The sequence below is a fragment of the Rhodococcus sp. 1168 genome, assembly GCF_002091955.1.
Classification (GTDB): domain Bacteria; phylum Actinomycetota; class Actinomycetes; order Mycobacteriales; family Mycobacteriaceae; genus Rhodococcoides.
In genome coordinates this window covers 95,952-121,271 of the sequence record NZ_MKKY01000079.1, presented here as the reverse complement: position 1 = coordinate 121,271, position 25,320 = coordinate 95,952, and the positions used below count along the sequence as shown (strand labels likewise).

The 25,320-nt window shown below is 63.2% G+C and carries 22 protein-coding genes and 1 tRNA gene; 8 read left to right on the top strand and 15 right to left on the bottom strand.

The features are described 5' to 3' along the window. Positions 1 to 27: 27 nt before the first annotated feature. The 4 genes from BJI47_RS18210 to BJI47_RS18195 are packed head-to-tail and all read right to left on the bottom strand — an operon-like array spanning position 28 to position 3,200. Positions 28 to 699 carry a DUF2064 domain-containing protein gene (locus BJI47_RS18210; protein WP_088945058.1) on the bottom strand — a complete coding sequence of 224 codons (672 nt, stop codon included), beginning with the start codon at positions 697 to 699 and terminating at the stop codon, positions 28 to 30. Beyond that, on the bottom strand, positions 696 to 1,349 hold the full coding sequence (locus BJI47_RS18205; RefSeq protein ID WP_254900679.1) for a glycosyltransferase family 2 protein: 654 nt from the start codon (positions 1,347 to 1,349) through the stop codon (positions 696 to 698). The genes BJI47_RS18210 and BJI47_RS18205 overlap by 4 nt, the downstream gene beginning before the upstream one ends. Next, positions 1,342 to 2,397: an NAD(P)-dependent oxidoreductase gene (locus BJI47_RS18200; RefSeq protein ID WP_088945056.1), complete on the bottom strand. Its 1,056-nt coding sequence runs from the start codon at positions 2,395 to 2,397 to the stop codon at positions 1,342 to 1,344. The genes BJI47_RS18205 and BJI47_RS18200 overlap by 8 nt, the downstream gene beginning before the upstream one ends. Beyond that, positions 2,394 to 3,200 carry an S-methyl-5'-thioadenosine phosphorylase gene (locus tag BJI47_RS18195; protein ID WP_088945055.1) on the bottom strand — a complete coding sequence of 269 codons (807 nt, stop codon included), beginning with the start codon at positions 3,198 to 3,200 and terminating at the stop codon, positions 2,394 to 2,396. Before BJI47_RS18195 ends, BJI47_RS18200 begins: the two co-directional genes overlap by 4 nt. 70 nt (positions 3,201 to 3,270) lie before the next feature. Here BJI47_RS18195 and BJI47_RS18190 point away from each other — a divergent pair, with 70 nt between their 5' ends. Then, on the top strand, positions 3,271 to 4,608 hold the full coding sequence (locus BJI47_RS18190; protein WP_088945054.1) for a hypothetical protein: 1,338 nt from the start codon (positions 3,271 to 3,273) through the stop codon (positions 4,606 to 4,608). 16 nt (positions 4,609 to 4,624) lie between these two features. Here the strand turns inward: BJI47_RS18190 and BJI47_RS18185 are convergent, their stop codons facing one another. The 4 genes from BJI47_RS18185 to BJI47_RS18170 are packed head-to-tail and all read right to left on the bottom strand — an operon-like array spanning position 4,625 to position 7,745. Beyond that, positions 4,625 to 5,275: a methyltransferase domain-containing protein gene (locus tag BJI47_RS18185; protein WP_088945053.1), complete on the bottom strand. Its 651-nt coding sequence runs from the start codon at positions 5,273 to 5,275 to the stop codon at positions 4,625 to 4,627. Then, positions 5,272 to 5,772: a hypothetical protein gene (locus BJI47_RS18180; protein ID WP_088945052.1), complete on the bottom strand. Its 501-nt coding sequence runs from the start codon at positions 5,770 to 5,772 to the stop codon at positions 5,272 to 5,274. The genes BJI47_RS18185 and BJI47_RS18180 overlap by 4 nt, the downstream gene beginning before the upstream one ends. After that, positions 5,772 to 7,049: a molybdopterin-dependent oxidoreductase gene (locus tag BJI47_RS18175; RefSeq protein ID WP_254900678.1), complete on the bottom strand. Its 1,278-nt coding sequence runs from the start codon at positions 7,047 to 7,049 to the stop codon at positions 5,772 to 5,774. The genes BJI47_RS18180 and BJI47_RS18175 overlap by 1 nt, the downstream gene beginning before the upstream one ends. Then, positions 7,050 to 7,745, bottom strand: a complete 696-nt coding sequence (locus tag BJI47_RS18170; RefSeq protein ID WP_088945051.1) for a hypothetical protein — start codon at positions 7,743 to 7,745, stop codon at positions 7,050 to 7,052. It abuts the gene before it with no gap. A gap of 378 nt (positions 7,746 to 8,123) precedes the next feature. On the opposite strand from BJI47_RS18170, the gene BJI47_RS18165 reads away from it, so the two are divergent. Next, positions 8,124 to 8,957, top strand: a complete 834-nt coding sequence (locus tag BJI47_RS18165) for a sulfurtransferase (RefSeq protein WP_088945050.1) — start codon at positions 8,124 to 8,126, stop codon at positions 8,955 to 8,957. Positions 8,958 to 8,966: 9 nt separating this feature from the next. Here the strand turns inward: BJI47_RS18165 and BJI47_RS18160 are convergent, their stop codons facing one another. Together BJI47_RS18160 and BJI47_RS18155 are read right to left on the bottom strand one after the other, a co-directional pair. Beyond that, positions 8,967 to 10,550, bottom strand: a complete 1,584-nt coding sequence (locus BJI47_RS18160; RefSeq protein ID WP_088945049.1) for a GMC family oxidoreductase — start codon at positions 10,548 to 10,550, stop codon at positions 8,967 to 8,969. Positions 10,551 to 10,570: 20 nt separating this feature from the next. After that, a complete protein-coding gene (locus BJI47_RS18155; RefSeq protein ID WP_088945134.1) occupies positions 10,571 to 12,283 on the bottom strand; it encodes an aldehyde dehydrogenase family protein in 1,713 nt (570 codons plus the stop codon). Between the two features lie 202 nt (positions 12,284 to 12,485). Between BJI47_RS18155 and BJI47_RS18150 the strand changes: the two genes are divergently transcribed. Then, positions 12,486 to 13,664, top strand: coding sequence for a CdaR family transcriptional regulator (locus BJI47_RS18150; protein ID WP_088945133.1), 1,179 nt, complete (start codon positions 12,486 to 12,488; stop codon positions 13,662 to 13,664). Position 13,665: 1 nt separating this feature from the next. On the opposite strand, the gene BJI47_RS18145 is transcribed toward BJI47_RS18150, so the two are convergent. The 5 genes from BJI47_RS18145 to BJI47_RS18125 all read right to left on the bottom strand — a co-directional run bounded on the left by BJI47_RS18145 (position 13,666) and on the right by BJI47_RS18125 (position 19,665). Next, positions 13,666 to 14,625: a triacylglycerol lipase gene (locus BJI47_RS18145; RefSeq protein ID WP_088945048.1), complete on the bottom strand. Its 960-nt coding sequence runs from the start codon at positions 14,623 to 14,625 to the stop codon at positions 13,666 to 13,668. A 108-nt stretch (positions 14,626 to 14,733) separates the two neighbouring features. Further along, on the bottom strand, positions 14,734 to 15,618 hold the full coding sequence (locus tag BJI47_RS18140) for a glycoside hydrolase family 16 protein (protein ID WP_254900677.1): 885 nt from the start codon (positions 15,616 to 15,618) through the stop codon (positions 14,734 to 14,736). Positions 15,619 to 15,822: 204 nt separating this feature from the next. Then, positions 15,823 to 15,893: transfer RNA gene (locus BJI47_RS18135), tRNA-Gly, on the bottom strand. Positions 15,894 to 15,943: 50 nt separating this feature from the next. Next, a complete protein-coding gene (locus tag BJI47_RS18130) occupies positions 15,944 to 17,707 on the bottom strand; it encodes a bifunctional diguanylate cyclase/phosphodiesterase (RefSeq protein WP_088945047.1) in 1,764 nt (587 codons plus the stop codon). A gap of 125 nt (positions 17,708 to 17,832) precedes the next feature. Then, positions 17,833 to 19,665, bottom strand: a complete 1,833-nt coding sequence (locus BJI47_RS18125) for a bifunctional diguanylate cyclase/phosphodiesterase (protein WP_088945131.1) — start codon at positions 19,663 to 19,665, stop codon at positions 17,833 to 17,835. Positions 19,666 to 19,934: 269 nt separating this feature from the next. Here BJI47_RS18125 and dcd point away from each other — a divergent pair, with 269 nt between their 5' ends. The 5 genes from dcd (at position 19,935) to BJI47_RS18100 (ending at position 25,196) form a co-directional block, all read left to right on the top strand. After that, on the top strand, positions 19,935 to 20,513 hold the full coding sequence (gene dcd / locus BJI47_RS18120; RefSeq protein ID WP_088945046.1) for a dCTP deaminase: 579 nt from the start codon (positions 19,935 to 19,937) through the stop codon (positions 20,511 to 20,513). Positions 20,514 to 20,540: 27 nt separating this feature from the next. Further along, positions 20,541 to 21,989, top strand: a complete 1,449-nt coding sequence (locus BJI47_RS18115) for a CYTH and CHAD domain-containing protein (RefSeq protein WP_088945045.1) — start codon at positions 20,541 to 20,543, stop codon at positions 21,987 to 21,989. A gap of 98 nt (positions 21,990 to 22,087) precedes the next feature. Next, positions 22,088 to 22,999, top strand: a complete 912-nt coding sequence (locus tag BJI47_RS18110) for a hypothetical protein (RefSeq protein WP_088945044.1) — start codon at positions 22,088 to 22,090, stop codon at positions 22,997 to 22,999. Positions 23,000 to 23,116: 117 nt separating this feature from the next. Further along, complete coding sequence (locus tag BJI47_RS18105) at positions 23,117 to 24,073, top strand: Hsp70 family protein (RefSeq protein WP_125458754.1); 957 nt, start codon at positions 23,117 to 23,119, stop codon at positions 24,071 to 24,073. Positions 24,074 to 24,146: 73 nt separating this feature from the next. Continuing rightward, positions 24,147 to 25,196: a fused (3R)-hydroxyacyl-ACP dehydratase subunits HadA/HadB gene (locus tag BJI47_RS18100; RefSeq protein ID WP_088945043.1), complete on the top strand. Its 1,050-nt coding sequence runs from the start codon at positions 24,147 to 24,149 to the stop codon at positions 25,194 to 25,196. Positions 25,197 to 25,320 lie beyond the last annotated feature (124 nt).

Here is a 25,320-nt window from a genome sequence, read left to right as displayed (position 1 = left end):
CACGGATTGGTTACGGACCGACAGTGGCTACCTCTGCTGGTGCCGAACGACCTGCTCGACCGTCCCTCGGAAGCTGCTGCTGCCCAGGCACTGAGCTGCGACGATATCGAGGTCCGAGGCGTGGTCGACGTCACGCAGAATCGGCAGTGCCACGATGTCCGCGCCGAGTGCTTCGAGCGCCCTGCGAGTGTCGGCGCCCGTGGTGGGACTGGACATGGTCACTTCGAGTAGCCCGCGGGCGAGCGCGGGGTCTGCGATGCCCAACCCCCACCAGCCGCCGTCCTCGGCCATGCCGAGCACCGTTCGCCCCGGCTCGGTGAGCCGCGTTGCGGCCTCGTTCAGCAGGGTGACTGTTACCTGGGGGGTGTCCATCCCGATCTGGAAGACGGGATTGCCCGACGCTGCAGCGTCCTCGTGCGCGTAACGCAGTCGCTCGGCGAAGCCGTCGCCTCGCTGCGGAATCACGATGTACGACGCGAGTGCCGCAGTTATGTTTTCGTGTCGGCTCGCTTGGGCGAGGTCCCCGGTCATGGCGACGATGCGCTCGTCGAAGTCGGCGGCGGATACGGCGTCGAGGGTGTCGAGCAGGGCGGCGGCAGCGATGTCGGCGGCCGCGTCGTCGCCGAGGGTTTTCGCGAGCCGGGTTTTCGCGAGTCCTGGTACGGGAGCTTTGGCGACGATGAGGGCGGTAACTTTCACGAGAGCACCTTCCAGAAGTCCCGCATTGCGACGACGGTTCCCTTGACCGAGCCGGACACCTTCGAGGTCCCTGCTGTCCGTGGACTGTAGGAGACGTCGTGTTCGACGACTGCCCAGCCGGCTTTCGAGGCGAGGACGAGTAGTTGCAGTGGGTAACCGGACCGGCGGTCGGTCACATCGAGGTCGAGAAGTGCTCGGCGTCGTACTGCGCGGATGGCGCCGAGATCATGGACGGGCAGGTTGTATTTTGTTCGAAGCCGAAGGGCCAGGACGGCATTGCCGATTCGGGCATGGATCGGTGAGTTCCCGCGGACGGTCTTGCGTCGACCTACGGCGAGATCCGCTTCTTCGAGAGCGGTGACCAGTAGGGGTAGCTCACGTGGATCCATCGAGCCGTCGCCGTCGAGAACGCACACGACTTCGGTTGTCGCGGCGAGAACTCCGGCGTGTACGGCCGATCCGTAACCGGGCACGGACTCCTGCACGACGGCGGCGCCGTGCGCCCGGGCAACCTTGACAGTGTCGTCCACAGAATTGTTGTCGACGACGATGACGCGGTAGCCGGCGGGCATGTCGGCGAGGACGCTGGGGAGTGAGCCTTCCTCGTTCATGCAGGGGATCACCACGGTGACATCGGTCGGCTCAAACACGCGGGGCACCGGTGCCTTCGGCGTCGCGAAGAGGGGCGGTTGCGAATTCGCGCAGCCCATCGACCGGTGAGATTGCGGCTTCGAATCCGATTGCGGATACGGCAAATTCGGGGCTCGCCACCACATGTCGGACATCGCCGGAGCGGTACTGTCCGGTCACTTCGGGTGCCGGCCCGGCGCAGGCCTGGGACAGTGCAGTCGCGACTTCACCGATGGTGATCGGATGACCCGAGGACACATTGAGTGCGGTGAATCCGGGCAGAGCGGCCGCGATGGACAGTACGTTTGCCGCGGCGACGTCGGAGACGTGCACGAAGTCGCGTGCCTGCAATCCGTCCTCGTACACCTGCGGCGGCCGTCCGGCCTCGAGGGAGGAGCGGAACATCGCTGCGACACCGGAGTACGGAGTGTTGCGTGGCATGTTCGGTCCGTAGACGTTGTGGTAGCGAAGCGCGGTCACCGAGCCGCCGGTGGCGAGAGACCAGGCGAGGGCGTAGTTTTCCTGCGCAAGCTTGCTCGCGGCATAGGTGCTTCGCGGCTGCAATGCCGAATCTTCTTTCACCAGAGCCCAGTTCAGGCTTTCGCCGGTGTTCGGGTCGATGTTGTCGAAGCGGCCTTCGTCGAGATCAGCGCGCGTGCGCGGACCGGGCACCACCGTCTCGCCCGCAGCATTGGTGTATCGCCCCTCGCCGTAGACGACCATCGATGACGCAAGCACCAAGCGTGTGCAGCCGGCTTCGGCCATTGCCGAGAGCAGCACGGCGGTGCCGAAATCGTTGTGGCTTGCGTACGCCGGTGCGTCCGCGGCGTCGACGCCTGCGCCGACGACGGCAGCCTGGTGGCACACGGCGTCGACTCCGGACAGTACGTCCACGAGCGAGTCGTGGTCTCGGACGTCGACCCTCTCGATACCCAGGATCGGTCGATCGCTCCCGTGCGCGGAGGGAAGAAATGCGTCGATCGCGACGACGTCGTAGCTGGAACGGAGTGCGTCGAGGATGTGTCCGCCGATGAATCCAGCTGCCCCGGTGAGCAATACACGGGTCATGGCAGCTCGATCGGAAGTTCGACGCCCTCGTGCACGCGGCACGATTCGCATGGGCCCATCAGAGCGGCGCTGATAGCCGACCGAACCAAGGCCTTCAGTGGTTCGATGTTCTTCTGAAATTCGGCGAACACGTCCACTGCTCGAACACCCTGCCCTGCCTCGACCCCCGCATCGAGGTCCGTGACGAGAGCGATCGGGGCGTAACACAATTCGAGTTCGCGGGCCAGTACCGCCTCGGGATGTCCGGTCATGTTCACCAGTGCCCACCCCTGACGGGCATACCACTGGCTCTCGGCGCGGGTAGAGAATCGAGGGCCCTCGACGATCACCATCGTGCCGCCGTCGACAGTGCCGGGCTGCAACGCCGCGGTGCGTAGGTCGGCGCAGTACGGATCGGCGAATTCGACGTGGACTCCGCCGTTGTCGAAGTAGGTCTGCGGGCGCCCGCTCGTGCGATCGACGAGTTGGTCGGGAATCACCACTGTTCCGGGCCCGTATTCGGGGAGCAGGCTCCCGACGGCACACGGGGCGAAGATGCGCTGCACTCCGAGCATGCGCAGGGCCCACATGTTGGCGCGGTAGGGCAGCGTGTGCGGGGAGTACTCGTGACGAGCTCCGTGGCGCGGAAGGAATGCGACGGTACGGCCGTCGACGTCGTCGATCGTGATGGGCCCGCTCGTCGAACCGTACGGTGTGTCGATCGTGACCGACTGTGCGTCTTGCCCGAAGAACGAGTAGAAGCCGCTACCACCGATGACCGCGATGTCGGCTCGGTGCGAAGTTGTTGTCGGCGTTGATGTCATTGATTCATTTCCGTCCTCGGTATGCTGAGCCCATCGATGTTCGAGATTTCCACGTGGATCGCAACGTTAGGTGAACGCTATCCGGTACTGGAGAGAATCTATCGCGGCTGTCCTCGCCGTTGCGCTCGTCGCAGTGGCATTCGTGGTCCCGTATCTGGACAACGAGCTGATCACGCCGATCATCAACCGTACCCCGCAGCAGGTTCGTGATTTCGCCGACGCAGCACCGCTTTTCGGATTTCGTGAGCTTCACCTCGGCTGGGGCACTCCGTTCGCGATTTTCATCGCGATCGCGGGCGTCCTGTGGGGGCCGGAGATCGCTCGGAGACTGTCGTGGCGGATGCTGCTCCCGCTCACCTGGGGTGTGTCGCTCGCGTGGACGATGGCGCTCGCCATGGTCGACGGCTGGCGACGCGGATTCTCGACGCGGTTGTCCTCCATCGACGAGTATCTCCACGAGGTTCCCGACATCACCGACATACCGGCGATGCTGCAGGGTTTCTCCGAACGCATTCTCGATTACCAGGCAGACTCGTGGACGACGCATGTGTCCGGCCATCCGCCGGGCGCGCTGCTGACGTTCGTGTGGCTGGATCGACTCGGGCTCAGTGGCGGTGCGTGGGCGGCATGGTTGTGCGTACTCGTCGGCACCAGCGCCGCTATGGCGCTCATGGTGACCGTTCGTGCCCTCGGTGACGAAACGATGGCGCGTCGCGCAGCCCCGTTCGTGGCGCTTGCTCCCGCAGCTGTCTGGCTCGCGGTGTCTGCCGACGCGTTCTACGCCGGCGTGGTGGCCTGGGGAATCGCATTGCTCGCACTGTCGATGCAGGAGAACCGCCGGCCAGTATCGCTTGCCGCGGGTGTGCTTCTGGGGTTCGGCGTCTACCTCAATTACGGCTTGGCGTTGATGGCGCTCCCGGCCGCGGCGGTGCTTGTCGCCGGGCGCGCGGTGCGCCCGGCCGTGTGGTCGCTTCTCGGTGCGATCGCTGGTGCCCTCGTCGTGGCAGCGATCTTCACCGCCTACGGTTTCTGGTGGTTCGACGGTTACGAGCTCGTGCAGGAGCGTTACTACCAGGGCATCGCGACGGACCGGCCGTTCGAGTACTGGGGTTGGGCCAACTTCGCGGCATTGTTCTGTGCGGTCGGGATTGCCGTGCCTGCTGCGTTTCCGCGCATCTTCTCTCGGGTGCAGCCTATCAATCTTCTGGTCATTGCCGGGCTTGCGGCGGTGGTGATGGCAGACCTGAGTCAGCTGAGCAAGGCCGAAACCGAGCGCATCTGGCTGCCGTTCGCCATGTGGATGCTCCTGGCGCCCGCTGTGCTTCCACAACGCACACACCGGTTCTGGTTGGGATTGCAAGTGCTCGTGGCCCTTGCAATCAACCATCTGCTCTTCACCAACTGGTGATGCGCTGCGCGGGCGGTTAAACACGCTCCAGCCGTGCGAAGAACCGTCCGTGGATCGGTGCGATATCGACGACAGCGAGCCCCGCTGCGTGGGCGATGGCATAGGTTGCGTTGGCGCTGACGCTCGCCCACGCGAACCAGTCACCCACCATCGTGTCGGTCTCCCAACGAACTGTCTGTCGTTGTACTTCGGCGGCACCGGGCGCGTGGACCTCGGCGATGACGGCGCCGTCGGGTCGAATGAGCTCTGCTGCTCGGCGAAGCAACCGGACCGGGTCGCCGCCGATGCCGATGTTGCCGTCGGCCAGCAGGACGCAGGCCCAGTCACCGGCATTGGGTAGGGGCTCGAACAGGTCGCGAAGTACCGCCCTTCCACCGCGCCCGACAGTCAGATCGATGGCCTTCTTCGAGGTGTCGACGCCGAGCGCGGAGATGCCGCGTCGTGCCAGGCCCTCGGTGAGTCGACCGGGCCCACAGCCGAGATCGAGTGTGGGGCCGTTGCAGTGGCCGATCATCCGGCCGTCGGCGATTCGGTCTTCGATGCTCGATGCCGGACCGCCCATCCAGCGCGCAGTCGGTAGCGGCTCACGGGTTCCGTCCGAGTGCCCCATCCAACAGGGCAGGCCGCACGAGGCTCTGCTGAACAGATCGTCCGCCGTCACTCTCACGGCGATCTCCTGCTCGAGGTCTGTGCGATACGGATCGCGTACGCCAGTGCGCTGACGCCGAACAGCACCGCTGTCAGTATCAACCAGCGACCGAGGTAGGGCCCCTGCGTCAATCCGGTTGCTGTAGTAAATGTTTCGGATCCTTGCTGAATGATTCCGGGAAAGAACAGGACGAAGGTCAGCGCCGTGCCCATAAGTGGGATGCGGATGTAGTTGAGCGGGGATACGCGCCAGGTGAGTGCGGGACCGCGTCCGCGCATCGCGTCGAGTCCAGCAGCGAGCGAGCGGTCAGCGAGCGAATACAGGGGAAAGAGAAGGAGGTCGTGGACGACGATGGCACCGGCGAACCACACTGCAATCGATTGCCACCAGACGTCCCGATTCCAGAACGTCGCTATGCCTGCCACGTAGACCACGTACCCCACCAGCGACAACGCGAAACACACTGCAAGAAGGTGCAGGGGGCGAGCACCGTAGACGCGGGTGAACGCTGCCATCACGCGCCCCTGAATTCGATTGCCTTGACCCATTTGGTGTTGTGCACCCCCGGCATGGCTGGGACGATGATCCGTGCTGGGAACCCATGGTCTGGGGAGAGGTCGACACCGTTGACCTGCAATGCAAGCAGCGAATCAGCGTCGAGGATCTGGTTGGACTGCAGCGTTGCCTGGCGGAAAGGCCCATTCTCCTCGATCGAGGTGACCTGCGCCGACCGAAGACCCTCGACGCCGGCTGCCGAAGCGAGGTCGCGTAACCGGACGCCGGTCCACCTCTGAACCGTCGACCATCCTTCGACGCAGGCGATGGGTAGATCGGCGGTGTGTTGCTCCATCCGTAGGAGGGCCTCTCTGGTGAACGTCAACGCGGTCGCACCTCCGGTCAGTTCGAGGGTCCAGCTCGCACCAGTGGCGTCTTCGGTGATCCGGGCTGCGGAGGCTGTGCGGTTGATCTGGAAATCGTTGGGTCCGTCTCCGTAGGACCGACCGCGAGGTAGAAGTATCGCGGCGTTGCGAAGGAACCCGCCGGTGGTCTGCCCCACGGTGAGGGCTGCGACGAACAGGGCGCCGCCGCCGACGAGAGCGAGAGCGCCGCGCCTGCTGATCGTGGGATCGGTGGGATTCTCGGCGATGAGGTCGGATCCGTCGGGATCGACTTCCTGCTCGGTCTGCTTGTCCTTCAAAACCTGAATGAGCGAGCGGGAGCGGAGAGTGCGAAACATCAAGGGCATCTTGATGATCGAGTGGGAGACGAAGCCGGCGATGAAGATCCATGCGCCCCAGTAGTGGGCGGTGTAGAAGCTGAAGCCGAAGATGTAGTCGTACTGGATGTTGAGCACTCCGGTGACGATCTCGAACAGGATCCCGCCGACGAGCGCGAGCAGGGAAAGCCGTTCCAGTGCTTCGGAAACCGAGCGGATCGGAGGCGTCACGAACAGCTTGGGGATGACCGACCACAGTTTCGCCAACACGATCGGAACCAGGATCAATCCGAGGCCGACGTGCAGACCTTGGGTGAGGCGGTACAACCACGATGGATTGGTGGGCCAGTCGAAGTAGGGGAGCCGCAGCCAGCCGACATCTGTCGGAAGGGCTTGGCCGAATTGTGGGCCGTACGCCATGTAGGAGGCAAGCCCGGTGAAAATGACGACGGGAAGGCCGGCGAGCAGTACGGCGCCGAAGATCGAGGTGAGCCAGGGGCCTCGGAGCGGACTACGAAACCGTCCGCGCGGGGCCGCCATGTGTGGGGACTTCGCGCGGACGGTTTCGTTGGTCATTTACGCGGTTGCGATGGTGATGGTTGCAACGCCCACGAGCAGTCCGGGGGTGACAGCGTCGGTCTTGAACGTGTCGTTCAGCAGGCCGGCGGCGGTCTCGGAGATCTTGACCTGGGTTCCGGTCAGGACCGCGGTGTCGTTCGGGCCGGTTGCCAGCGGCTGCAATGTGCGGCCGTCGAGGTCGAAGAGGACTGCATCTTCGGCAGCAACGTCACCGTTGACAGTGACAGTTCCGGTGAGAAGCGAGGTGCCCGGATCGATGTCGAAGTCGGTCAGCTCGACAACGGTCTCGCCTGCGGTCAGCGACAAGCCGCTTCCGTCGTGCATGATCTCGCCCTGAACGTAGGGGTCGACCGTGCCCGGCTCCCAGTACTTGACGTCTCCGCCGGTGATCGGGAAGACGATGGATCCGTCTGCCAGAGTAGCGGTTCCGACAACTCCGGGGGTGAGGCCGAGGGTCGTCAGGGCGCCGGTGAAGCCGGCATCGAGTGCGACAGCGGTGCTGACACCCTTGCTGAGGTCATCGACCTCGGCAGCTGGTGCAGGCATTGCCTCGGTGGTATCGGCGGAAGCAGCGGCGGCCGAGGTGGTGCTGGAGTCGGTGCTCGATGAGTCGTCACTCGAGCATGCGGCGAGAGGTACGAGGGTCATTGCGCCGATTGCAGTGGCGGCCATAACTTTACGGATCGAGATCATGTGAGGATCTACCTTTCGTTGGCTCAAGTGTTGAGCGTTGTAGGTAATTCGCCGCAGGGCCCGTTCCGGATGGGTCCAATCTTAGTCCGGGGCTTTGTCCCACATGCCGAACTGCTGAAAATCTCGTATACGGGCGTTCGACCCGGACCGAACAGCACGGCAAATCACCTTGGTGGACAAATGTTCTCACGGAAAAACACGGGAATTTGGGCAGAATGTCCGATCCGAACATTCGTAGTAACCCCGAGTCGAGTTCGATACGTCACCGTTGCCGGACCGTTACCTAACGCCCGGTTAGTGCCGTGAATTTTGCTCCACTATCGCGCTGGCTGGGCGGGTTTCCGTCGATTCGAAGCAATAATGGAGCAAAATTCACCCATGCAACAGGAGAACCGAACGACTCGTGACGTCACCGACCTGAAGTCCGCACTGCGTAGCCTCGTTCCGCCCGTAGTGCTCGATGTTCGCTGGTCTCTGGGGGATTTGGACGGTCGCCTGCACTATCGCGACGCGCATATCCCTGGCGCGGTGTTCGTCGACCTCGAAAACGAACTCGCCGAACCCGGCGCTCCCGAGCTGGGCAGGCACCCGCTGCCCTCCATCGAGAGGCTCCAGGCGGCCACGCGACGCTGGGGAGTCACCGAAGGTGTGCCGGTCGTGGTCTACGACAACACCGGCAACCTCGCCGCGGCGCGAGCGTGGTGGCTGCTGAAGTGGGCAGGCTTCGACGAGGTAACCCTGCTCGACGGCGGTCTGGCAGCCTGGATCGCCGTAGGTAACGGCACCTCCACTGGCGAGGAAGTCGCGTCGGTGCTCGGAAATGTCCAGCTCAGCGCGGGTCATCTGCCGACGCTCACGACCGAGGAAGCCGCTGCACTCGCCGAGTCCGGAACGCTGCTCGACGCGCGGGCCGCCGAACGGTACTCGGGTGAGTCCGAGCCGGTGGATCCGCGCGCCGGCCACATCCCCGGTGCCCTCAGCGCTCCCACCAGCGCCAACCTCGACGCGGACGGGCGATTCCTGACGGCGGAAGCGCTCCGCGAACGGTTCGGCGCGGTGAAGCCGAAGGTCGGGGTGTACTGCGGCTCCGGTATCACGGCGGCCCATCAGGTGGCCGCGCTGGCCATCGCCGGAATAGATGCAGCCCTCTATCCGGGGTCGTGGTCACAATGGTCCAACGACCCGGTTCGTCCGGTGGCGACGGGCATGTGACCCGTCCCCTCAGCGCAGCACCAGGTCCGCGGCCCTTTCGCCGATCAGTACGCTCGGCGCGTGCGTGTGGCCGCGGATGATGGTCGGCATGATCGACGCGTCCGCGACCCGTAGATTGTCGACGCCACGGACACGGAGATCCGGGGTGACGACGCTCGAGCTGTCCTTGCCCATCCGGCAGGTGCTCACCGGGTGGTAGAGGGTGTGAGCATTCTGCTCGAGGGCTTCGGTCAGGAGGTCCTCGGTCGAGATGCCGGCTTTCACGCGTGGGCGGACGACGTTGCCGAGCAATTTCTCGAGGGAGGGTTGCGAGGCGATAGTCGTGCATGCCCGCAATCCCTCGATCATCGCGCGCCGATCGGCGCCGTCGGGATCGCTGAGGTAACGAGGTTCGATGACGGCTTTGGCCTGTGGGTCGGCGGAACGAAGACCGATCTCGCCGCGGCTCACCGGTTTGAGCAGCACTGCCCCGATGACGGCGGCGTGGGTGTCCGGCGCGATGAGTCCCTCGTCGAAGAATGGGGCAGGGGCGTAGATGAGCTCGACGTCGGGGAACGGTACTTCGACTCGACTCTTGATGAATCCGTAGGCTTCGGCGACGTTCGAGGTGAGCATGCCGCGTCGGCGAGCCAGGTAGTTCACGAGCTGCGGGATCTTTTCGGCGTGGAACAGTGAGTCGGATTCGGTCTTCCAGCCGATGAGCGCACACAGGTGATCGGTCAGGTTCTTACCGACCTCCGGGGAGTGGTGCTGCACGGCAATGCCGTGTGCGGGCAGTTGCGCTTTGTCTCCGATGCCCGAGAGCATCAGCAACTGTGGCGTGTTGATTGCGCCCCCGGCGAGAATCACTTCCCTGGCGGCACGGACGGTGTGGGTGATCCCGTCCTTGATGTATTCGACGCCGGCGGCGGCGGACCCTTCGAAGACGACGCGCGTTGCGTGAGCTTCGGTGAGGATAGTCAGGTTCGCCCGCTTGCGAATCGGTGCGAGGTACGCGTCGGCTGTGCTCCAGCGGGCACCGCGTTTCTGGTTGACCATGGTTTGTGAGAAGCCCTTGGGCTCGGCACGATTGGCGGTTTCGACCGGGTATCCGGCTTCCTGGACGGCGTCGAGGAAGGAAGCGGTCAACGCACGTGGATTGCGCTGGTTCGACACGATCAACGGTCCGCCGGTGCCCGCGTCGAGTTCCTTTGTTGCTTCGATGCTTTCGATCTTACGAAAGTAGGGTACGACGTTCTCGAACGACCATGAGGAGTCCGACAGTGATGCCCACTCGTCGTAGTCGGCGGCGAACCCGCGGACCCACATCATCGCGTTCATCGACGAGGATCCGCCGATCATCTTGCCGCGGGGCCAGTAGATGCTGCGGTTCCGCAGTTCTGGCTGCGGTTCGGTGTCGTAGTTCCAATCCACGTCACTGCGGAACAGTTTGGAGAACGCCGCGGGGATGTGAGCGAATTTGTTCTTGTCTTCTGGGCCCGCTTCGAGCACCACCACGGTGTGGCGCGGGTCGGCGCTGAGCCGATTGGCGAGTACCGCCCCAGAGGATCCGGCGCCGACTACCACGTAGTCGGCGATGGCTGGTTGTGACATAAAAGAATGTACCTTTTTCTCTAGCCGCGCAGGGCGGAGGCGAAGATGGCAGGAAGCTTTGCCCAGGAGGGCTTTCCGGCGAATCCGGTCAACAGTCGGCCGGTGGTTGCGGCCGTTCGGTTGTTGACGAACCATGGCGGCTTGGGGGAGATCGACCATTCGCGGTTGATCAGCGAGCGAGGAGATGGACGGAAAGGTCCGCGCACTACGGTGCGTTCGGCACCGTCGATCAGCAGTGCGTTGTGGACGATGCCGATTCCACTCTGGACGTCGTCGATCGTGTGGCCCGGGAATGCGCCCCATGACGCGGCGGCGGTGAGGAATCCGACTCCGGTCCAAGCGTTCACTGCGATCGTGCCGTAGTTCAGTTCGGCGAGCATCGAGTCGAACTTCGCGCCCAGGCGGTCGATCGTCTTGGGGTGGGCGATGATGTTGACCCCCAGGGTGCCGATGAAATCCTCGTTGACGGTGGTCACTGCTTTGGCAGCGAATTGATCTCCGTCGTAGGGGAGTTCGATGACGCCGAGAACGGGTGCGAAGTACTCGGTCTCCAACAGTGAGGCTTCTTTGCCTGGGTCGATGTCGTCGATCAGGACGCGTCCGCCACTGAGCTTCGAGGCCTTCGGATAATTTTCCAGGGCGCCGGCTACGCGAGTGTCGCTGCCGGGATAGTACGCGCGACGGGCCGGTGCCGAATCGAGTGCTTTGCGAAGTGCAGCGAGGAACTGGTCGCGCTGGCTCCAGTTGGAGGACAGTACGACCACCTGTGATGCGATGCAGTTGTAGCCACCGTTGTGCAGGCGTTGTGTGGCAACGTGTTCGGCCTGAAATTCGATGTCGGCGGTGCTCCACTCGCCGGGGAGCACGATGGTCGGTGAGACACCACCGAGCTCGCTCGTCATCGGCTTGGTCAGTATCGGGTCGTTGGCGGCTTTGCGTTCGGCTCCGGTCTGTCCGGTCCCGAAGACGATGGCGTCGTGGGTGATCGAGCTACCGGTCATGTGTACGTGATCGACCAGGTCGTGGTTGACCAGATAGGTGCCGGTTTCGGCTCCGCCGGTGAGCAAGCGGACGACACCGACGTCGATCAGCGGCCGAAGGACTTTTCTCAGCACCGGCAACAACTGGTCGGTGATCGGGTTGAGCTTGAGCGCGACGACGCGATTGTGGGCGAAGAGTTCGTACAGGGTGTCCAGCGGCGCGATGGACATGATGTTGCCTGCGCCGAGTACGACGCCGATGCCGTTGGTGTGTGCCGGATCGCGTTGGGCCAGGCCTGCGGTGCGTTTGGCGGTCTCGGCGTCGATTCCAGGCTTCAGCCACACGTCGGCGCTGAATCCGTTGAGCAGTAGCGAGTCGAAGATGCTCAGGGGCAGTACCTGGACCGTGGTGCGTCCGCCGGGCGCGGACCCGAAGTGCGCCTGGGCGAGCGGGCTGGTGCCGGATTCGAGGGCTGCCAGAGTGTGTGCGAGGGTGGCCGCGCCGCTGACGAATGCGTAGGGCCCGGAGATCCATTCCTCACCGACGAGTGACGACGACGGGTCGAGGCCCTTGATCGAGCACGCGGCGTCGACCCACTCGGCGCCGTGCGCGACGGTCAGGTCGCGCACTTGCTCGAGCAGTTCCCGACGTGCGGTCAGTGTCAGCGTCGCCCATTTCTTCTCACCTGCACTCAACTCCTCGAGTGCGGCGTCGACCAGGCGGTGCGTCTCATCTTCGGGGGTGAGCGCGATGTGCAGGTCGGGTTCGATTCGATCGGTCAAGGGGGTGGCTCTTCTCTTTACTCGGGGTGCGCGTACGTCCACTGTTGATGTGATTGTCGTCTCATTTGGTCGTGAGCGCTATAGGCCCGCGCTCTCCAAGTCGGTCACATTGTTGTGCCACCGCACAACCGAAGGTTGACGTGGCGTAGATGTGCGGCGCTACGCTTCGGTCATGGCAACCGGCACCCCGACCACTGTGCTCGCGTCGACGGACCTCGCTGCGCAACTGCTCGACTCGACTGAGATGCTGGCCGAGACGTTGGTCCGCCGCATACTCGACGCCGAGCACGGTTACCTCGAGGCCTCGCTGCTGACCGAGGACGAATTGCGCAGTGCTTGCCAGGAAAATCTGCGCGCGATGATCGGTTGCCTCGCCGGTCACGGCGTACCGGATCTGTCTTCGGCGCACGCGACGGGTCGGTTGAAGGCCGAGCAGGGTGTCCCGCTCGCCGCGTTGCTGCACGCGTTTCGGCTGGGCGGTCGACTCATCTGGGAAGAGTTGATGAATCGGTCCGACGGAGAACCATCGCGTGCCCTGCTCGAGATGGCGGCGCAGGTCTGGGCGCTCGTCGACGTCTGTTCCGACGCCGCCGCGGAGGCGTACCGCTCGACGGTGGACACACTGTCCGAACAGGATGCGGAATCTCGACGGCGGCTGGTGCGGGCACTGTTCGGCGATCATGTCTCGAACCCGGCTGCCGTGGCCGACGCGGTGCGGACCTTCCGAATTCCCGATCGTGGATCGTTCGTCGTCGTCTCCGCGGACTCACGTGATGTCGAACTGTCGACGCGGGGCATCGGTGCGGTGTGGGACTCCGAAGTCGACGGCACCCTCGGCCTGCTGTTCGCGACGTCGGATGCTCTCCTGGAAGAGGTTCTGCGCTGCATCGACAACGGCGTCACCGATGCGGCCATCGGGGTCAGTGCCGGATTCTCGTCACCGGCTGGAATGCCGACGGCCGTCGAGCAGGCGAGGTTGGCGCGGACCTGTGCGCGCGTGGGCGGCTGTGCGCTGACCCGCTTCGGCAAGGTTCCGGTGCCATTGTTGCTCGCTCGGCATCCGGACAGTGCGCAGGCGGCTACCCAGCAGATCCTCGGCCGCCTGCTCGACCTTCCCGAAGAGGAGCGGGACAGCCTGCTGATGACCCTGGATGCGTGGTTCGGCTCCAAAGGGTCGACCAGCGAGGCCGCGTCGCGGTTGCATTATCACCGCAACACCGTGCTGTATCGCTTGCGGAGGATCGGCGAGCTGACCGGTCGGGACTTTCTCGACCCGATTCAGTGCTCGGAGCTGTACGTAGGTCTGCGTGCTTATCAGTTGTCGGCCGCGAATCTCAGCGGTGTTCGGTGATTTACTGGTTGCTCGCGATGACGACGTCGAGAATTCCGGCACCGAGTGGGACCGGACCGCAGGGTGCGACGATCCCGGCGGACGGGTCGAGGGCGGCGAGGACGAGCCCGATGGCGGTCGGATCGTAGGTGAAGGTGAAGTGTGCGACGTTGTCCTGCGGGCAGACGTCCTGGATCACGATGTTGGTGGCACCGGGGTCACGAAGCAGCGCATTGGTATAGGGCTGGATCGTCTCGTCGACACGTGTGGCGATGCTGGTGTACTCGACGCCGGGGACGGTGTCGCCGCCGTCATTGAGTTGGTTCAGAAAGTCCGAACCCTGCAGTAGTTCGACGAGTGCCGGCCCGAACTTACCGGCGACCAGTTTCGTTCCACCCGGAACTGCTTGCAGTACAGGGGAGGTGCCGTATGCAGTGCCGCCGTAGGTAGGTGAGGCGATGCCGATCCACTTGTCCACCACGGCGTCCCCGCCCAGGCGGTTGGTGTAGTAGCGGGTGACCGCAGCGCCCTGGGAGTAACCGACGAGGTTCACCGAAGTTGCGCCCGTCGAGGCGAGTACCGAATCGGTGAACTCTTTCAGTTGTTCTGCGCTGCCGCCGATGTCGCTGAAGCCGTAGCTCGTCCCGTCCGGTGACGCACCGTAGTTCAACGCGTACGCGCAGTACCCCGCAGCTTTCAGCATCGGCCCGAGACCGGCCCAGTCGGAGTATGCCGTGGCATCGGTTCCGTGGACCAGGATCACCGGTTCCGAGTGCTCGGGCATAGGAACACATTCGAGATCATTGACCCCCGGTGGGACAGCTTCGGAATTCTCCGCGGAGTATCTGATCGCATCAGCGTGGTTGGATTGACCCGGACCCGGTGTCGTCGGGATCACCGGCGCAGCCGACGCGATTCCCATTCCCGCTACGGAGCAGGCAACACAGACAGCGCTGAAGCTCAGCGCGAGACGAAATTTCATGCCACACCTCGACTTTGGTTACTTCCTTTCTGGATGCTATGCCCAATTGTGTGTTATGTCCCAATGAGCGGGGGTAGTTGGTGGGATGGGTCACAAACGTGACCGTGGTCAGGAAATTCGGCTCGCTTTGATCCAGTCGACACTCATCGTCTGCGGGAACGGCGTCGAGGCGGGGACCTTACCTACCCAGTTGTTGCCGACTGCCACGTTGAGAAGCACGTAGTGCGGGAAGGCGCCCGAGAACGGAGTCCAGTTGCCGCCCTTCGCTTCGTACTGGGCCTTGGTCAGCGAATACTTGGCTACCCCGTCGATGAACCAGGTGATCCTGTCGGTCATCCAGTCGACGCGGTAGGTGTGAAAAGCGTCGGACAGGGGAGCGGTGTCGCCGCCGGCTTTGACGTCCACCGAAGAATTGCTGCGCGATGGACCATGCAGATTGAAGGATGGGCCATTGGTTCCTGGAATTTCTACGATGTCGATTTCACCCTGACGCGGCCAATCGTATTCATGTCCCGGTTCCAAGCCCAATAACCAGAATGCCGGAAGTAATCCAGCGGCTCTTGGCATCTTTATGGATGCTTCTATTCGAACCGGCGGGGTTACGGATTGTTTTCCGAAGCTTACGACGCGTGCGCTCGTGATGTTGTCGGGTGCGCGCACCCCGTCGGGTGGATTCTCGCGCCGAGCGGTGATCTGCAGGGCGCCATTGCTCATCGACGCGTTGGACGTCGAGTTGGTGTAGTACTGCTGTTCGCCGGAACTTGCACCCCACCTGCCGGTTTGGAATGTCCACTTGCTGGCGTCCACGGCTCCGGTGCCGTTGAACGAGTCTTCCCACAGCACTCCACCTTGTACCGGTGGCGCGGGAGGGGGAGTGGTCGTGGTCGTGGTCGGAACCGGCGTAGTCGGGGTTGGAGTCGGGGTGGGAGTGGGGGCAGGGGGTGCCCCGGGCGTCCACATCAATGCGGACAACAATAATGCGATCCAGTTCATGCTCTATTCCTGTCATGGCAATTGTCGGGGGAAACAACAGGCACGTCAGAAGTTTTAGCACGAAGGAGTGGATATCAACGGGGTGAACGGGAAAAAAGATCAAATACGTGATTCGGGGGTTATTGTCCGAAGATGTTTCGGACAGAAATCTCGTTTATCGAGCCGAAATCAGGTTTTATCCTGTTTGGGTTGTGGTCGCAATTGAGCCGGTGACGGGAATCGAACCCGCCTCTCAACCTTGGGAAGGTCGCATTCTACCAATGAACTACACCGGCTTGGCAGCCCTGAGGCCACGCGGACATACTCTAGCAGCCGCCGGCGGCAGTCAGAACTCGATGGTCCCGGCGCGAAGGAGCTCGAGCGTCTCGGCAGCGGGCACCGGACGGGAAATGAGGTACCCCTGCGCCCGCGTGCAACCGAGCGCCTGGAGGACATCGACCGCCGCGGTGGTCTCGACGCCTTCTGCGATGACATCGAGGCCGAAGGCGTCGGCGAGCCCGACGACGGATTCGACGATGGCGAGGTCGTTGGCGTCGCCTGCTCCGAGGTCGGTGACGAAGGAGCGGTCGATCTTGAGCGCATCGACTTCGAGTTCCTTCAGCTGTGACAGTGCGCTGTAACCGGTTCCGAAATCGTCGATGGCGATGCGAACGCCCAGTTGGTGCAGGCCGAAGAGCGTCTTTCGGGTGCGGTCCACGTCGTTGACGACGGCGACCTCGGTGATCTCGAGGCACAATTGTGGGCCTTCGACCCCGTATCGCCGAAGTACTGCCTCGACGGTTCCGACGAAATCGCGTTCTACGAGCTGCGCCGGGGAGACGTTGACGCGCATGGAGATATCGAGGGACGGCAACGTCGACTGCCATTCGGACAACGTGCGGCACGCTCTGTCCACCACCCACCGCCCCAATTCCGGTGCGAGGTTGGTCGCTTCGGCGACGGGGATGAATGCGCTCGGCGGCAGAAGTCCGCGCACCGGGTGTTGCCAGCGGACGAGAGCTTCCACCGCGGTGATCTGTCCGCTGTCGAGGTCGACTTCGGGTTGGTAATGCAGAACGAGGGCGTCGCCTTCGATCGCGTCACGCAAGTGCACTTCGACGTCGCTTCGCAGCTCGCTCTGTGCCCGCACCGATTCGGTGAAGTGCTCGATGTTGTCGGTACCGCCGATCTTCGCGATGAGCGCAGCCTGGTCCGCGCACCGTAAGGCACGTTCAGCCGTGATGCGACCGGGTTGGGCCATCATGATGCCGATCCGGGCACGCCGACGCAGATCGGCGAGGGGCATATCGATCCCGTCGATTGCCATCAGTATCGCTTCGGCTGCCAAGTTGGCGATGAATTCGTCTGTCGGGCCTGCGAGTACGACGACGAACTCGTCGCCCCCCAAGCGGGCGATCACATCCTTGGATCCAAGATCTCTGCGCACTGTCTCGGCGACGTCACGGATGTATTCGTCGCCGGTCGAATGGCCGAGGAAGTCGTTCAAAGACTTCAGCTGGTCGAGGTCGAGAAACAGCACTGCCACCGGGCCGCAGCCGGGTTCCTCCAGGCGCGCGCTCAGATGATTCAACAGCGCTCTGCGGTTCGACATCCCGGTGAGTTCGTCGTGCGTGGCTGCGAAACGGGAACGGTTCTCCGCGTCCACTCGCGCCTGCAGCTGTGTCATCAACAAAGCAACCGATCGCAGCGAGCTCAATTCGCACTCGGTCCAGATGCGCCCGGCAGTCTTGGCGAAGCCGAGGACCCCCACGTCGACGCCTCCGGCGACCAGGGGGATCACCACGAGCGGAACCTTCTCGGGTGCAAGCCCGTCGAGTTGTTCCGCGTAGTCTCCGGCCGTGGACACTACGGTGACGTCCTTCATCGTTGCGGCGAGAGCGAGGATCGGATCTGGGCCGTCCCGGTACGCGACCGTCGACTGGTCCGGGTAGGTTATTCCGATTTTCGGCGGCCATTCGGCTACGAGAATGCTTGTCCGAGTATCGATATCGGTCAAGCGTAGAAACGCCGACTCGAGTTCCAGTTCGAAGGCCAGGCCGCGGAGGATCGATGGATATGTCTCGTGGGCCGATTCGGCGTCCACGCGCATGAGGGTAGTCGCGACGTCGGTTACGACGACATCGAGGTCTCGGCGTCGATTCAGTGCCCTCTCCTGCCTCCGGCCCCCCGGCTAACGAGACTTTAACCCACTGTGGTCGATCGAGCCTGGAGTGGTCAGTGGATGGCTCCCCGCGCCAACATCTCGAGCATCTCCGCTTCCGGTACCGGCCGCGAGAACAGATAGCCCTGCGCCCGATCACAACCCACGGCCAGCAACGCTGATTTCGCGGCCTCGGTCTCGACACCCTCGGCGAGCAGTTCGAGCCCGAAGGCTGCGGCGAGGTTTGCTATGGCTCTGACGATCGCTTGATCGTTGGTGTCGGAATCGAGATTTTTCACGAACTCGCCATCGATTTTGAGGGCATCCAACGGCAGCACCTTCAGGTGTGCGAGAGAGCTGAATCCGGTGCCGAAGTCGTCGATCGCGATACCGACACCCAGCTCGCGGAGCGTGGTCAGAATCTTGGCAGTCTGGCCAGTATCTTGCAGGACAGCGTTTTCGGTTATCTCCAGACACAGTCCGGTCGGCGGTACGCAACCGTCGTCGAGTGCTTGCGCGACGACGGTGACGAACTCGGTGGCGAGGAGCTGCGCGGGTGAGATGTCCACGCGCAGCACGATGTCGAGGCCGGGGATGCGAGATGCCCAGTCGGAGTATGCGCGTACAGCGTCCACGAGCACCCATCGGCCCAGTCCGGTTGCGAGTTCCGAGGACTCCGCGATATCGATGAAGTCGCTCGGGGGAAGGAGCCCTCTAGTGGGGTGTTGCCAACGCACGAGTGCCTCGACGGCGGTGATTTCACCGGTTCTGAGATCGACCTCGGGTTGGAAGTGCAGCACGAGATCGCCATTCGAAATGGCAGCCTGGAGATGGAGTTCGACGTCGTTACGCAGTGCGGTATTCGCGCGGATGGTCGAATCGAACAGTACGGCACTGTTTCCGCCCCGATGCTTGGCTACCAGCGCAGCCTGATCGGCATTGGCGATAACGTCGTCGACGCTTCCCACGCCAGGGGTCACGGTGGTGACGCCGATACTTGCGGTGCGAGTAATTTCGTCGCCGGCGATCGTTACCCGCGTAGCGGCCACTGCGTCGAGGACTCGTAGCGCCAGGTTGTACGGCGACGTCGGTTTGCCGTCGAGCATCGAGGGTTGCATGACGACGACGAACTCGTCCCCACCCCATCGGGCGATGGTGGCTTCCGGTGCGAGGACTGCTCTGAGGGTGTCGGCCAGCGCGCGGAGATATTCGTCGCCTGCCGAGTGGCCGTAGAAATCGTTGAGTGCTTTGAGTCGATCCAGATCGAGAAACAGCAGGGTGAGAGGTCCGGTGCCGGAGGAAAGGCGGCGGCGAAGGTCATCGGTGCACTTTCTCCGATTCGCCAGCCCGGTCAGGGCGTCGCTTTCGGCGGCGAGACGCAGCGATTCCTCGGCCCGGATGCGGGCGTGAACCTGCGTGAGCATCGACGCGATGGCGACGAGTGCGTTGATTTCGCCCTCGGACCACGTGCGGTCGTGGCTTTTGATGAGGCCGACCCATCCGATCGACTTCTCTTGGACGAGAGGAACTACCGCCATGGAGGCGACGGTGTATCCGAAGGCTGCTTCGATCCGCAGGTGAAGTTCCTCATCATCGACTGGTCGGCGGAACACCTTGGGGTGTACCAGATGTTCGCACGCGGCGAAGACCACGTCGGCGTCGGCAAAATAGATGATGCCGAGTGGATCGGGCTCGGGCGCATCGGGTCTCGGAGGCCATTCGGCAATCATCACCGTCGATCGATTCCGGTGGTCGGTGTGTCGAAGGTATCCGGCGTGGACATCGAAGAACTTGACGAGCGTGCGTAGCACTCGGGTGTATGCGGTCGATACCGAAGACCCATCGACACCGATGAGGTCCGAGGCGACGTCGGTGACGAGCGCGTCGAAACTTCGTATGTCGCGCATTCCCATCCCCTTGACCTCGAACTTCAGCCTCGACAACCCACCCCGGGTAAGCCCGAGTGGACCATACCGTCCAGTGCATCACCTACGCCGATGTTCGTCTTCTGCTCCCTGACCGCAGTGTCGAGAACCGAAGTCGAATCCATCCGAGGTTGATCTTGATCATTTTGGTGTGTAAGTCCCGCTGTTCGGCAAGATGAAGTGACGAAAGCGGGGTGCTCGACACACGGCCACCACCGAACCTCAGCGGTGGGCGCGATAGCCTGCGGGGTGTGCTGCTCTCCGACCGCGATATCCGTACCGAAGTGTCCACCGGCAACTTGGGGATCGAGCCGTTCGACGACTCGATGGTTCAGCCGTCGAGTGTCGATGTACGTCTCGACAAGCTCTTCCGCGTTTTCAACAACACTCGGTATACCCATATCGATCCGTCGAAGCAGCAGGACGAGCTGACCACCTTGGTCGAACCCGCCGAAGGCGAGCCGTTCGTATTGCATCCCGGGGAGTTCGTTCTCGGCTCGACACTAGAGCTGACCACCTTTCCCGACTACCTGGCGGGACGACTCGAAGGCAAGAGCTCGCTCGGTCGCCTCGGGTTGCTGACGCACTCGACGGCCGGATTCATCGACCCGGGTTTCAGCGGCCACATCACCCTCGAGCTGTCCAACGTGGCGAACCTTCCGATCACGCTCTGGCCCGGCATGAAAATCGGCCAACTGTGTTTGTTCCGGCTGTCCAGCCCGGCCGAGCATCCCTACGGCAGCGCGACGACCGGTTCGAAGTACCAGGGGCAACGAGGCCCGACTCCGTCGAAGGCGTACCTGAACTTCGTCCAGTCACCGGTCGACTGATCTGGCCTGTCGGGCACACTGGCGGACATGGCTTCGATACAGACCGAGCGCGAGGACAAATACGACGCGACCTCGGACTTCGTACTTCCCTCCCTCACCGAACTGATTCCGAAAGGCGGAGCGATCGACGTATCGGAGGTGGAGCTGATCAGCAGCTACTTCGATACACCCGGTCTCGATCTACTCCGGCGCGGCATCACGCTGCGGCGTCGGCGCGGAGACTCCGACACGGGCTGGCACGTGAAAGTCCCCGCCGACAAGGCACGCACCGAGATCCGGCTGCCACTCGGTAGCGGTGAAGACGCGCAGGTCCCGGATGAGCTTGCGAGCGTGCTCGCAGGCGTCGCCCTCGGTAAGCCGTTGGTCACCGTTGCCACCCTGACGTCGAGGCGGCGACGGCATGTATTCACTGCCTCGGACGGATCCGTCCTCGCCGAGCTCGCCGACGATTCGGTCGGCGTCCAAGCCGAAGGCGTCCCCGGCCACCGCTGGCGCGAGCTGGAAGTCGAGTTGGGTGCGGCGGGGTCCGAAGCGACGCTGAAGCTTTTCGGTAAGACGCTGCTCACCGCCGGGGCTCAGCGGGGCACACACCCGTCGAAGCTGCATCGCGCGTTGGCGGTAAACCTGGAGAAGACTCAGGTGCCGGAGCTCGCGGTCCTGGTCGACTACCTCGACGAGCAGGCGCAGGCCATCTTCGCCGGCGATGTGTATCTGCGTCGGGGACTCGATCCGATCCATTCCACGCGCGTTGCGATTCGACGCTACCGGAGCACACTGCGTGTCTTCGGTGCCTTGTTCGACGAGGACACTGCTTCGATGCTGGATTCCGAGTTGGCTTGGTATGCAGGACTTCTCGGTGAGGTCAGGGATCGGCAGGTGCTGCGTTCCCGCTTGTCCGACGCGGTGCACGAGCTGGCGCCGGAGCTGGTACTGGGCCCGGTTGCCGCGCGGATCGAGAATGATCTGTTGGCCGAACAGATTCGCCACCGAGCGATCATCACAACGGAGTTGGACGGAGATCGTTACCGGGCCCTGCTGACGAGTCTCGGCGACCTCTCGCGCGCATTCCCGGCAGCGGCAGGGGCTGAGGACGTCGATGCCGAAGAACTCGATCGACTTGCGCGTAAGGCAGGACGCAAGGTGCGTAGGCGCGTTGCTGCAGCAGTAGCTGGGGGTGACGATGAGGCACTGCACCGGGCCCGCAAGGCGGGTAAGCGTGCCAGGTACGCCGCCGAGTTGGTCAAGCCGATCGTCGGGAAGAAGGAAGCAAAGGTTCGGATCGAGCGATACGAGGCGGTCCAGGAAGTGCTCGGCGAGCATCAGGATGCGGTCGTAGCTGCACAGAAGCTGCTCGAGCTCGGACGGAAGGCGGGGGTGACTCCGGGAGAGAACGGCTTCACTTTCGGTGTGCTCTATGCCCAGGAGGTCGCGGCGGCCGAGGCTGCTCGGGCCGAAGTGTCGAAAATTGATGTGTGAACAACTAACGAAAAACTGGAAGGCGACTGTATTCTTGGACACAAAACCTTTCGAGCAATAGAAATTTTCGGGGAAAACGGGAAGGGGGGAGGTCTGTCGTGCGTATAGCTCTCGGCGTGCACGTCAGTACCTTCGAGGTGACGGCGTCCCTGGTCGACGCGGATCTACCCGAGCTCGGGCCGGTAGCTACCCGCGTCGTGTCGGTCGAAGCAGTGCCCGACGGTATCGGCCAGGCGGTTGCCACAGCACTGGGATCGACCAGAATTCAAGCTCTGCAGAGCGGTCTCACGGTCACCGGTGCTGCCGTTGTCTGCGAGAACGTGATGCAGTGCCAGGTCGTCATCGACGCGGTCGCTGCGTCGGAGGCGCAGCCGCTGATCGTCGTCGACATCTTCGATTCCCACCTCGTCGACGGGTTACCGCTCGATGTCGCTGCAGCCTTGTTGGTCGGCGTACTGGATCCGGTGAGTCCGGCCCGGCGTACCGTGGCGGCGTCCGGTCCTCGTCGCAGGATCTGGCAGGTCGCTGCCGTCGGCGCCTTGATGTTGGCGGCGCTCGGGGGAGTCAGTGCGTTGGCGATGACGGTGGACCCTGCGGTGGATACCAGAACGGTCATCCCTGCCGACTCGGTCGATACGCCGGATGCGCCGTACGCGACGTCGACTCCGGCGGCAGATGATTCGGTTCCTCCGGCACAGGTGCCGCCGTCAGTCCAGGATCCAGTGGTTGACCCTGCCGTCGGACCAGAATTGCTTCCGCCCGTCGATGGTTTACAACCCCCTGTCGTAGGGGTCGAACGACCACGGCCATATCTTCCGCCGGCTGCGACGAATGCGCCTACCTCTGTGCCTACGGCCACGTCGACATTTCCAGGTGGTGGCGGCGTCGAACCGACGGACGTGGACCACCCGCCGGTGGAAACGTCGGTCGAGCCCACCCTGGACCCCACGCCCACCACGATCGCGCCCCAACCGACGACGGCTGAGGAGCCCGAGCCGACTCCGGAGTAGCCGCGTACGGACCGAAACATACTTCAAGAATCTTCGACGGCACCGAAGCCTACCCACGGACTGATTTCACAGCTATGGTCTCTACATCTGGTCAGTCATAGTGGAGTCGAGGAAGCCATGAAAACGGTGCTTGGGGTGTCAGTGGGCTCTTCGGCCGCCCGGGCTACAGCTCTCGATACAGCGGACGATTCGGTGCGATCGGTCAACGTCGCGCGGTTGTTCGAGCCGTTCGAGCACGTCGCCGCGGCTCTCGGCCTGTTGGACTCCATGGCGAAGGTGCAAGATGTTGACGCCGCGGATACCGTTCTCGCTGTCCCGGACGATCCGGCGAGCAGGCCCCTGACCTCGGCGTATTCGATGCACAAGGCCGATGGGTTCATGGTCGTCTCCGAACTCGGCGCTCAGCTGAGGTTTCTGCGCGGCAGTGGACAGCTCGAGGGTCTGCGCACGGTCGCACTCTGCGACGTCGGTGCTTCGGGGACGACCGTGTCGATTGCCGATCCCGCCACCGGTCAGGTTTTCAGCTCGGAGCGCACAACTCGATTCGGTGGATCGGTGTGTGATGAGGCAGTGCGCAACTACCTACTTGCCACCTACGGTGCCGACGAGTTGGTATCCGCCTCGGCACTAGCCAGTCTCAGCGTTGCCATTCGGTTCGCTCGTGAGCAGTTGTCGAGCCTGCGCGTGGCGGAGGTGACCGGACCGTTCGTCGGCGGACCGGTTCGGTTGTGGCGCAGCTCTTTCGACGATATCGTCGACCGCTCGGTACGGTCGATCGAGGACTGGACCGCCAGTGCCATCGTGGACGCACCGAAATCGGTCAATGCGCTGGTCATAGTCGGTGGCTGCGCACATATCCCTTCGCTTCGCCGCGTCTTTCGGCGTGATCTTCGACTGCCGGTGCTCGTGCCCGATATGCCGGAATCGCTGACCGCACACGGGGCGGCGTTGCTGGCCGCCGATGCATCGCGTGCTCGCTCTCGGCGGGCACTGACCACAGTGACACGCATCCCCCCGGCCACGCCATTCGAGCCGGACAGTTACGACGCCGTTCCCCGGCATCGCACCGCCTGACGCAGGCTGTGAACTGCCACAAGGTCACGGTCCTACGTGTACTACCGGCGCTCGGCCCGGTATGTTGCGAGAAATGACTGGAAAAACTTCTGAGAATTTCGATCCAGCGGAGCATGTCCGTGCCATGGTGGGCCTGCACTACCGGGCGAGCGACTTCTACGAGGTCGGACGCGAGAAGGTCCGTGAGTACGCTCGCGCAGTTCAGGATTTCAACCCGGTGCACTGGGACTCCGACGCGGCCAAAGCTCTCGGCTACAGCGGCTTGGCTGCGCCGCTGACCTTCATCTCCTTGGTCGGAACCCTTGCGCAGCGTCGGTTGCTCGAGAAGATCGCAGTCGGATTCGACCTGGGGCAGATGCTGCAAACCGATCAGATCCTCGAATTCCACCAGCCGATCGTCGCCGGCGATCAGCTGTACTGCGACGTCTCCCTCGACTCCTACAAAGAAGTCATGGGCAAAGACATGATGGTCACCAAGAACATCGTGTCCAATCAACGCAACGAACTCGTACAGACCACGTACACGACGCTCCTGATCGGCCGCGACGGAGATGTCGACTCCGGCATCGTGGAGGCCGCCGAAAATCTGGTGATGCACGGCGCTACGCCGTCGACTGCGCGTGAGAACGCCACCATGCACGAGGAAGAGGAGCAGGTGGAGCATCCGCCACTCGTGCTGGTGGATCATCGCTCTGCACCTTCGGTGAAGTTCGAAGACGTCACTGTGGGAGATATGTTGCCGGAGAAGGTCTTTCGACTCACTCGCGGCGATCTCGTGAACTATGCGGGTGTCGCCGGAGACGCCAACCCGATCCACTGGAGCGATGGGTTTGCCAAGCTCGTCGACCTGAAAAATGTTTTGGCACATGGGATGTTGACGATGGGGCTCGGCGGCGGCTACATCACGTCATGGTTGGGTGATCCGGGCGCGGTCAAGGACTACACGGTCCGCTTCACTGCACCGATACCCGTCGACCCGCATCGCGCCGCGGAAATCCTGTTCACTGGCAAGATCAAATCGCTCGACGCGGACAGTCGTACGGCAGTGATTTCGCTGGGCGCGACCTTCGAGGGCAAGCGCATCTTCGGACACCGGGCGACGGCCACCGTTCACCTGGCGTGATGCAAACCTGCGGCTCCGGCCCGTACCTCCCGGCCGCGCAAGCGTATTGACCAGCAGAAATGCCGCTCAGGGCTCCCCTTAGGCGAACATGACGCGGGAGATTCGATGAAAATGCGCAGCGCTT

Excerpts from the sequence above, each read along its gene's own strand:
- BJI47_RS18115 (WP_088945045.1), top strand. The coding sequence starts at position 20,541 with ATGGCTTCGATACAGACCGAGCGCGAGGACAAATACGACGCGACCTCG.
- BJI47_RS18100 (WP_088945043.1), top strand. The coding sequence starts at position 24,147 with ATGACTGGAAAAACTTCTGAGAATTTCGATCCAGCGGAGCATGTCCGT.
- BJI47_RS18200 (WP_088945056.1), bottom strand. The coding sequence starts at position 2,397 with ATGACCCGTGTATTGCTCACCGGGGCAGCTGGATTCATCGGCGGACAC.
- BJI47_RS18195 (WP_088945055.1), bottom strand. The coding sequence starts at position 3,200 with ATGACATCAACGCCGACAACAACTTCGCACCGAGCCGACATCGCGGTC.
- BJI47_RS18170 (WP_088945051.1), bottom strand. The coding sequence starts at position 7,745 with ATGATCTCGATCCGTAAAGTTATGGCCGCCACTGCAATCGGCGCAATG.
- BJI47_RS18125 (WP_088945131.1), bottom strand. The coding sequence starts at position 19,665 with ATGCGCGACATACGAAGTTTCGACGCGCTCGTCACCGACGTCGCCTCG.
- BJI47_RS18180 (WP_088945052.1), bottom strand. The coding sequence starts at position 5,772 with ATGGCAGCGTTCACCCGCGTCTACGGTGCTCGCCCCCTGCACCTTCTT.
- BJI47_RS18175 (WP_254900678.1), bottom strand. The coding sequence starts at position 7,049 with ATGACCAACGAAACCGTCCGCGCGAAGTCCCCACACATGGCGGCCCCG.
- BJI47_RS18150 (WP_088945133.1), top strand. The coding sequence starts at position 12,486 with ATGGCAACCGGCACCCCGACCACTGTGCTCGCGTCGACGGACCTCGCT.
- BJI47_RS18145 (WP_088945048.1), bottom strand. The coding sequence starts at position 14,625 with ATGAAATTTCGTCTCGCGCTGAGCTTCAGCGCTGTCTGTGTTGCCTGC.
- BJI47_RS18165 (WP_088945050.1), top strand. The coding sequence starts at position 8,124 with ATGCAACAGGAGAACCGAACGACTCGTGACGTCACCGACCTGAAGTCC.
- BJI47_RS18160 (WP_088945049.1), bottom strand. The coding sequence starts at position 10,550 with ATGTCACAACCAGCCATCGCCGACTACGTGGTAGTCGGCGCCGGATCC.
- BJI47_RS18105 (WP_125458754.1), top strand. The coding sequence starts at position 23,117 with ATGAAAACGGTGCTTGGGGTGTCAGTGGGCTCTTCGGCCGCCCGGGCT.
- BJI47_RS18130 (WP_088945047.1), bottom strand. The coding sequence starts at position 17,707 with ATGCGCGTGGACGCCGAATCGGCCCACGAGACATATCCATCGATCCTC.
- BJI47_RS18140 (WP_254900677.1), bottom strand. The coding sequence starts at position 15,618 with ATGAACTGGATCGCATTATTGTTGTCCGCATTGATGTGGACGCCCGGG.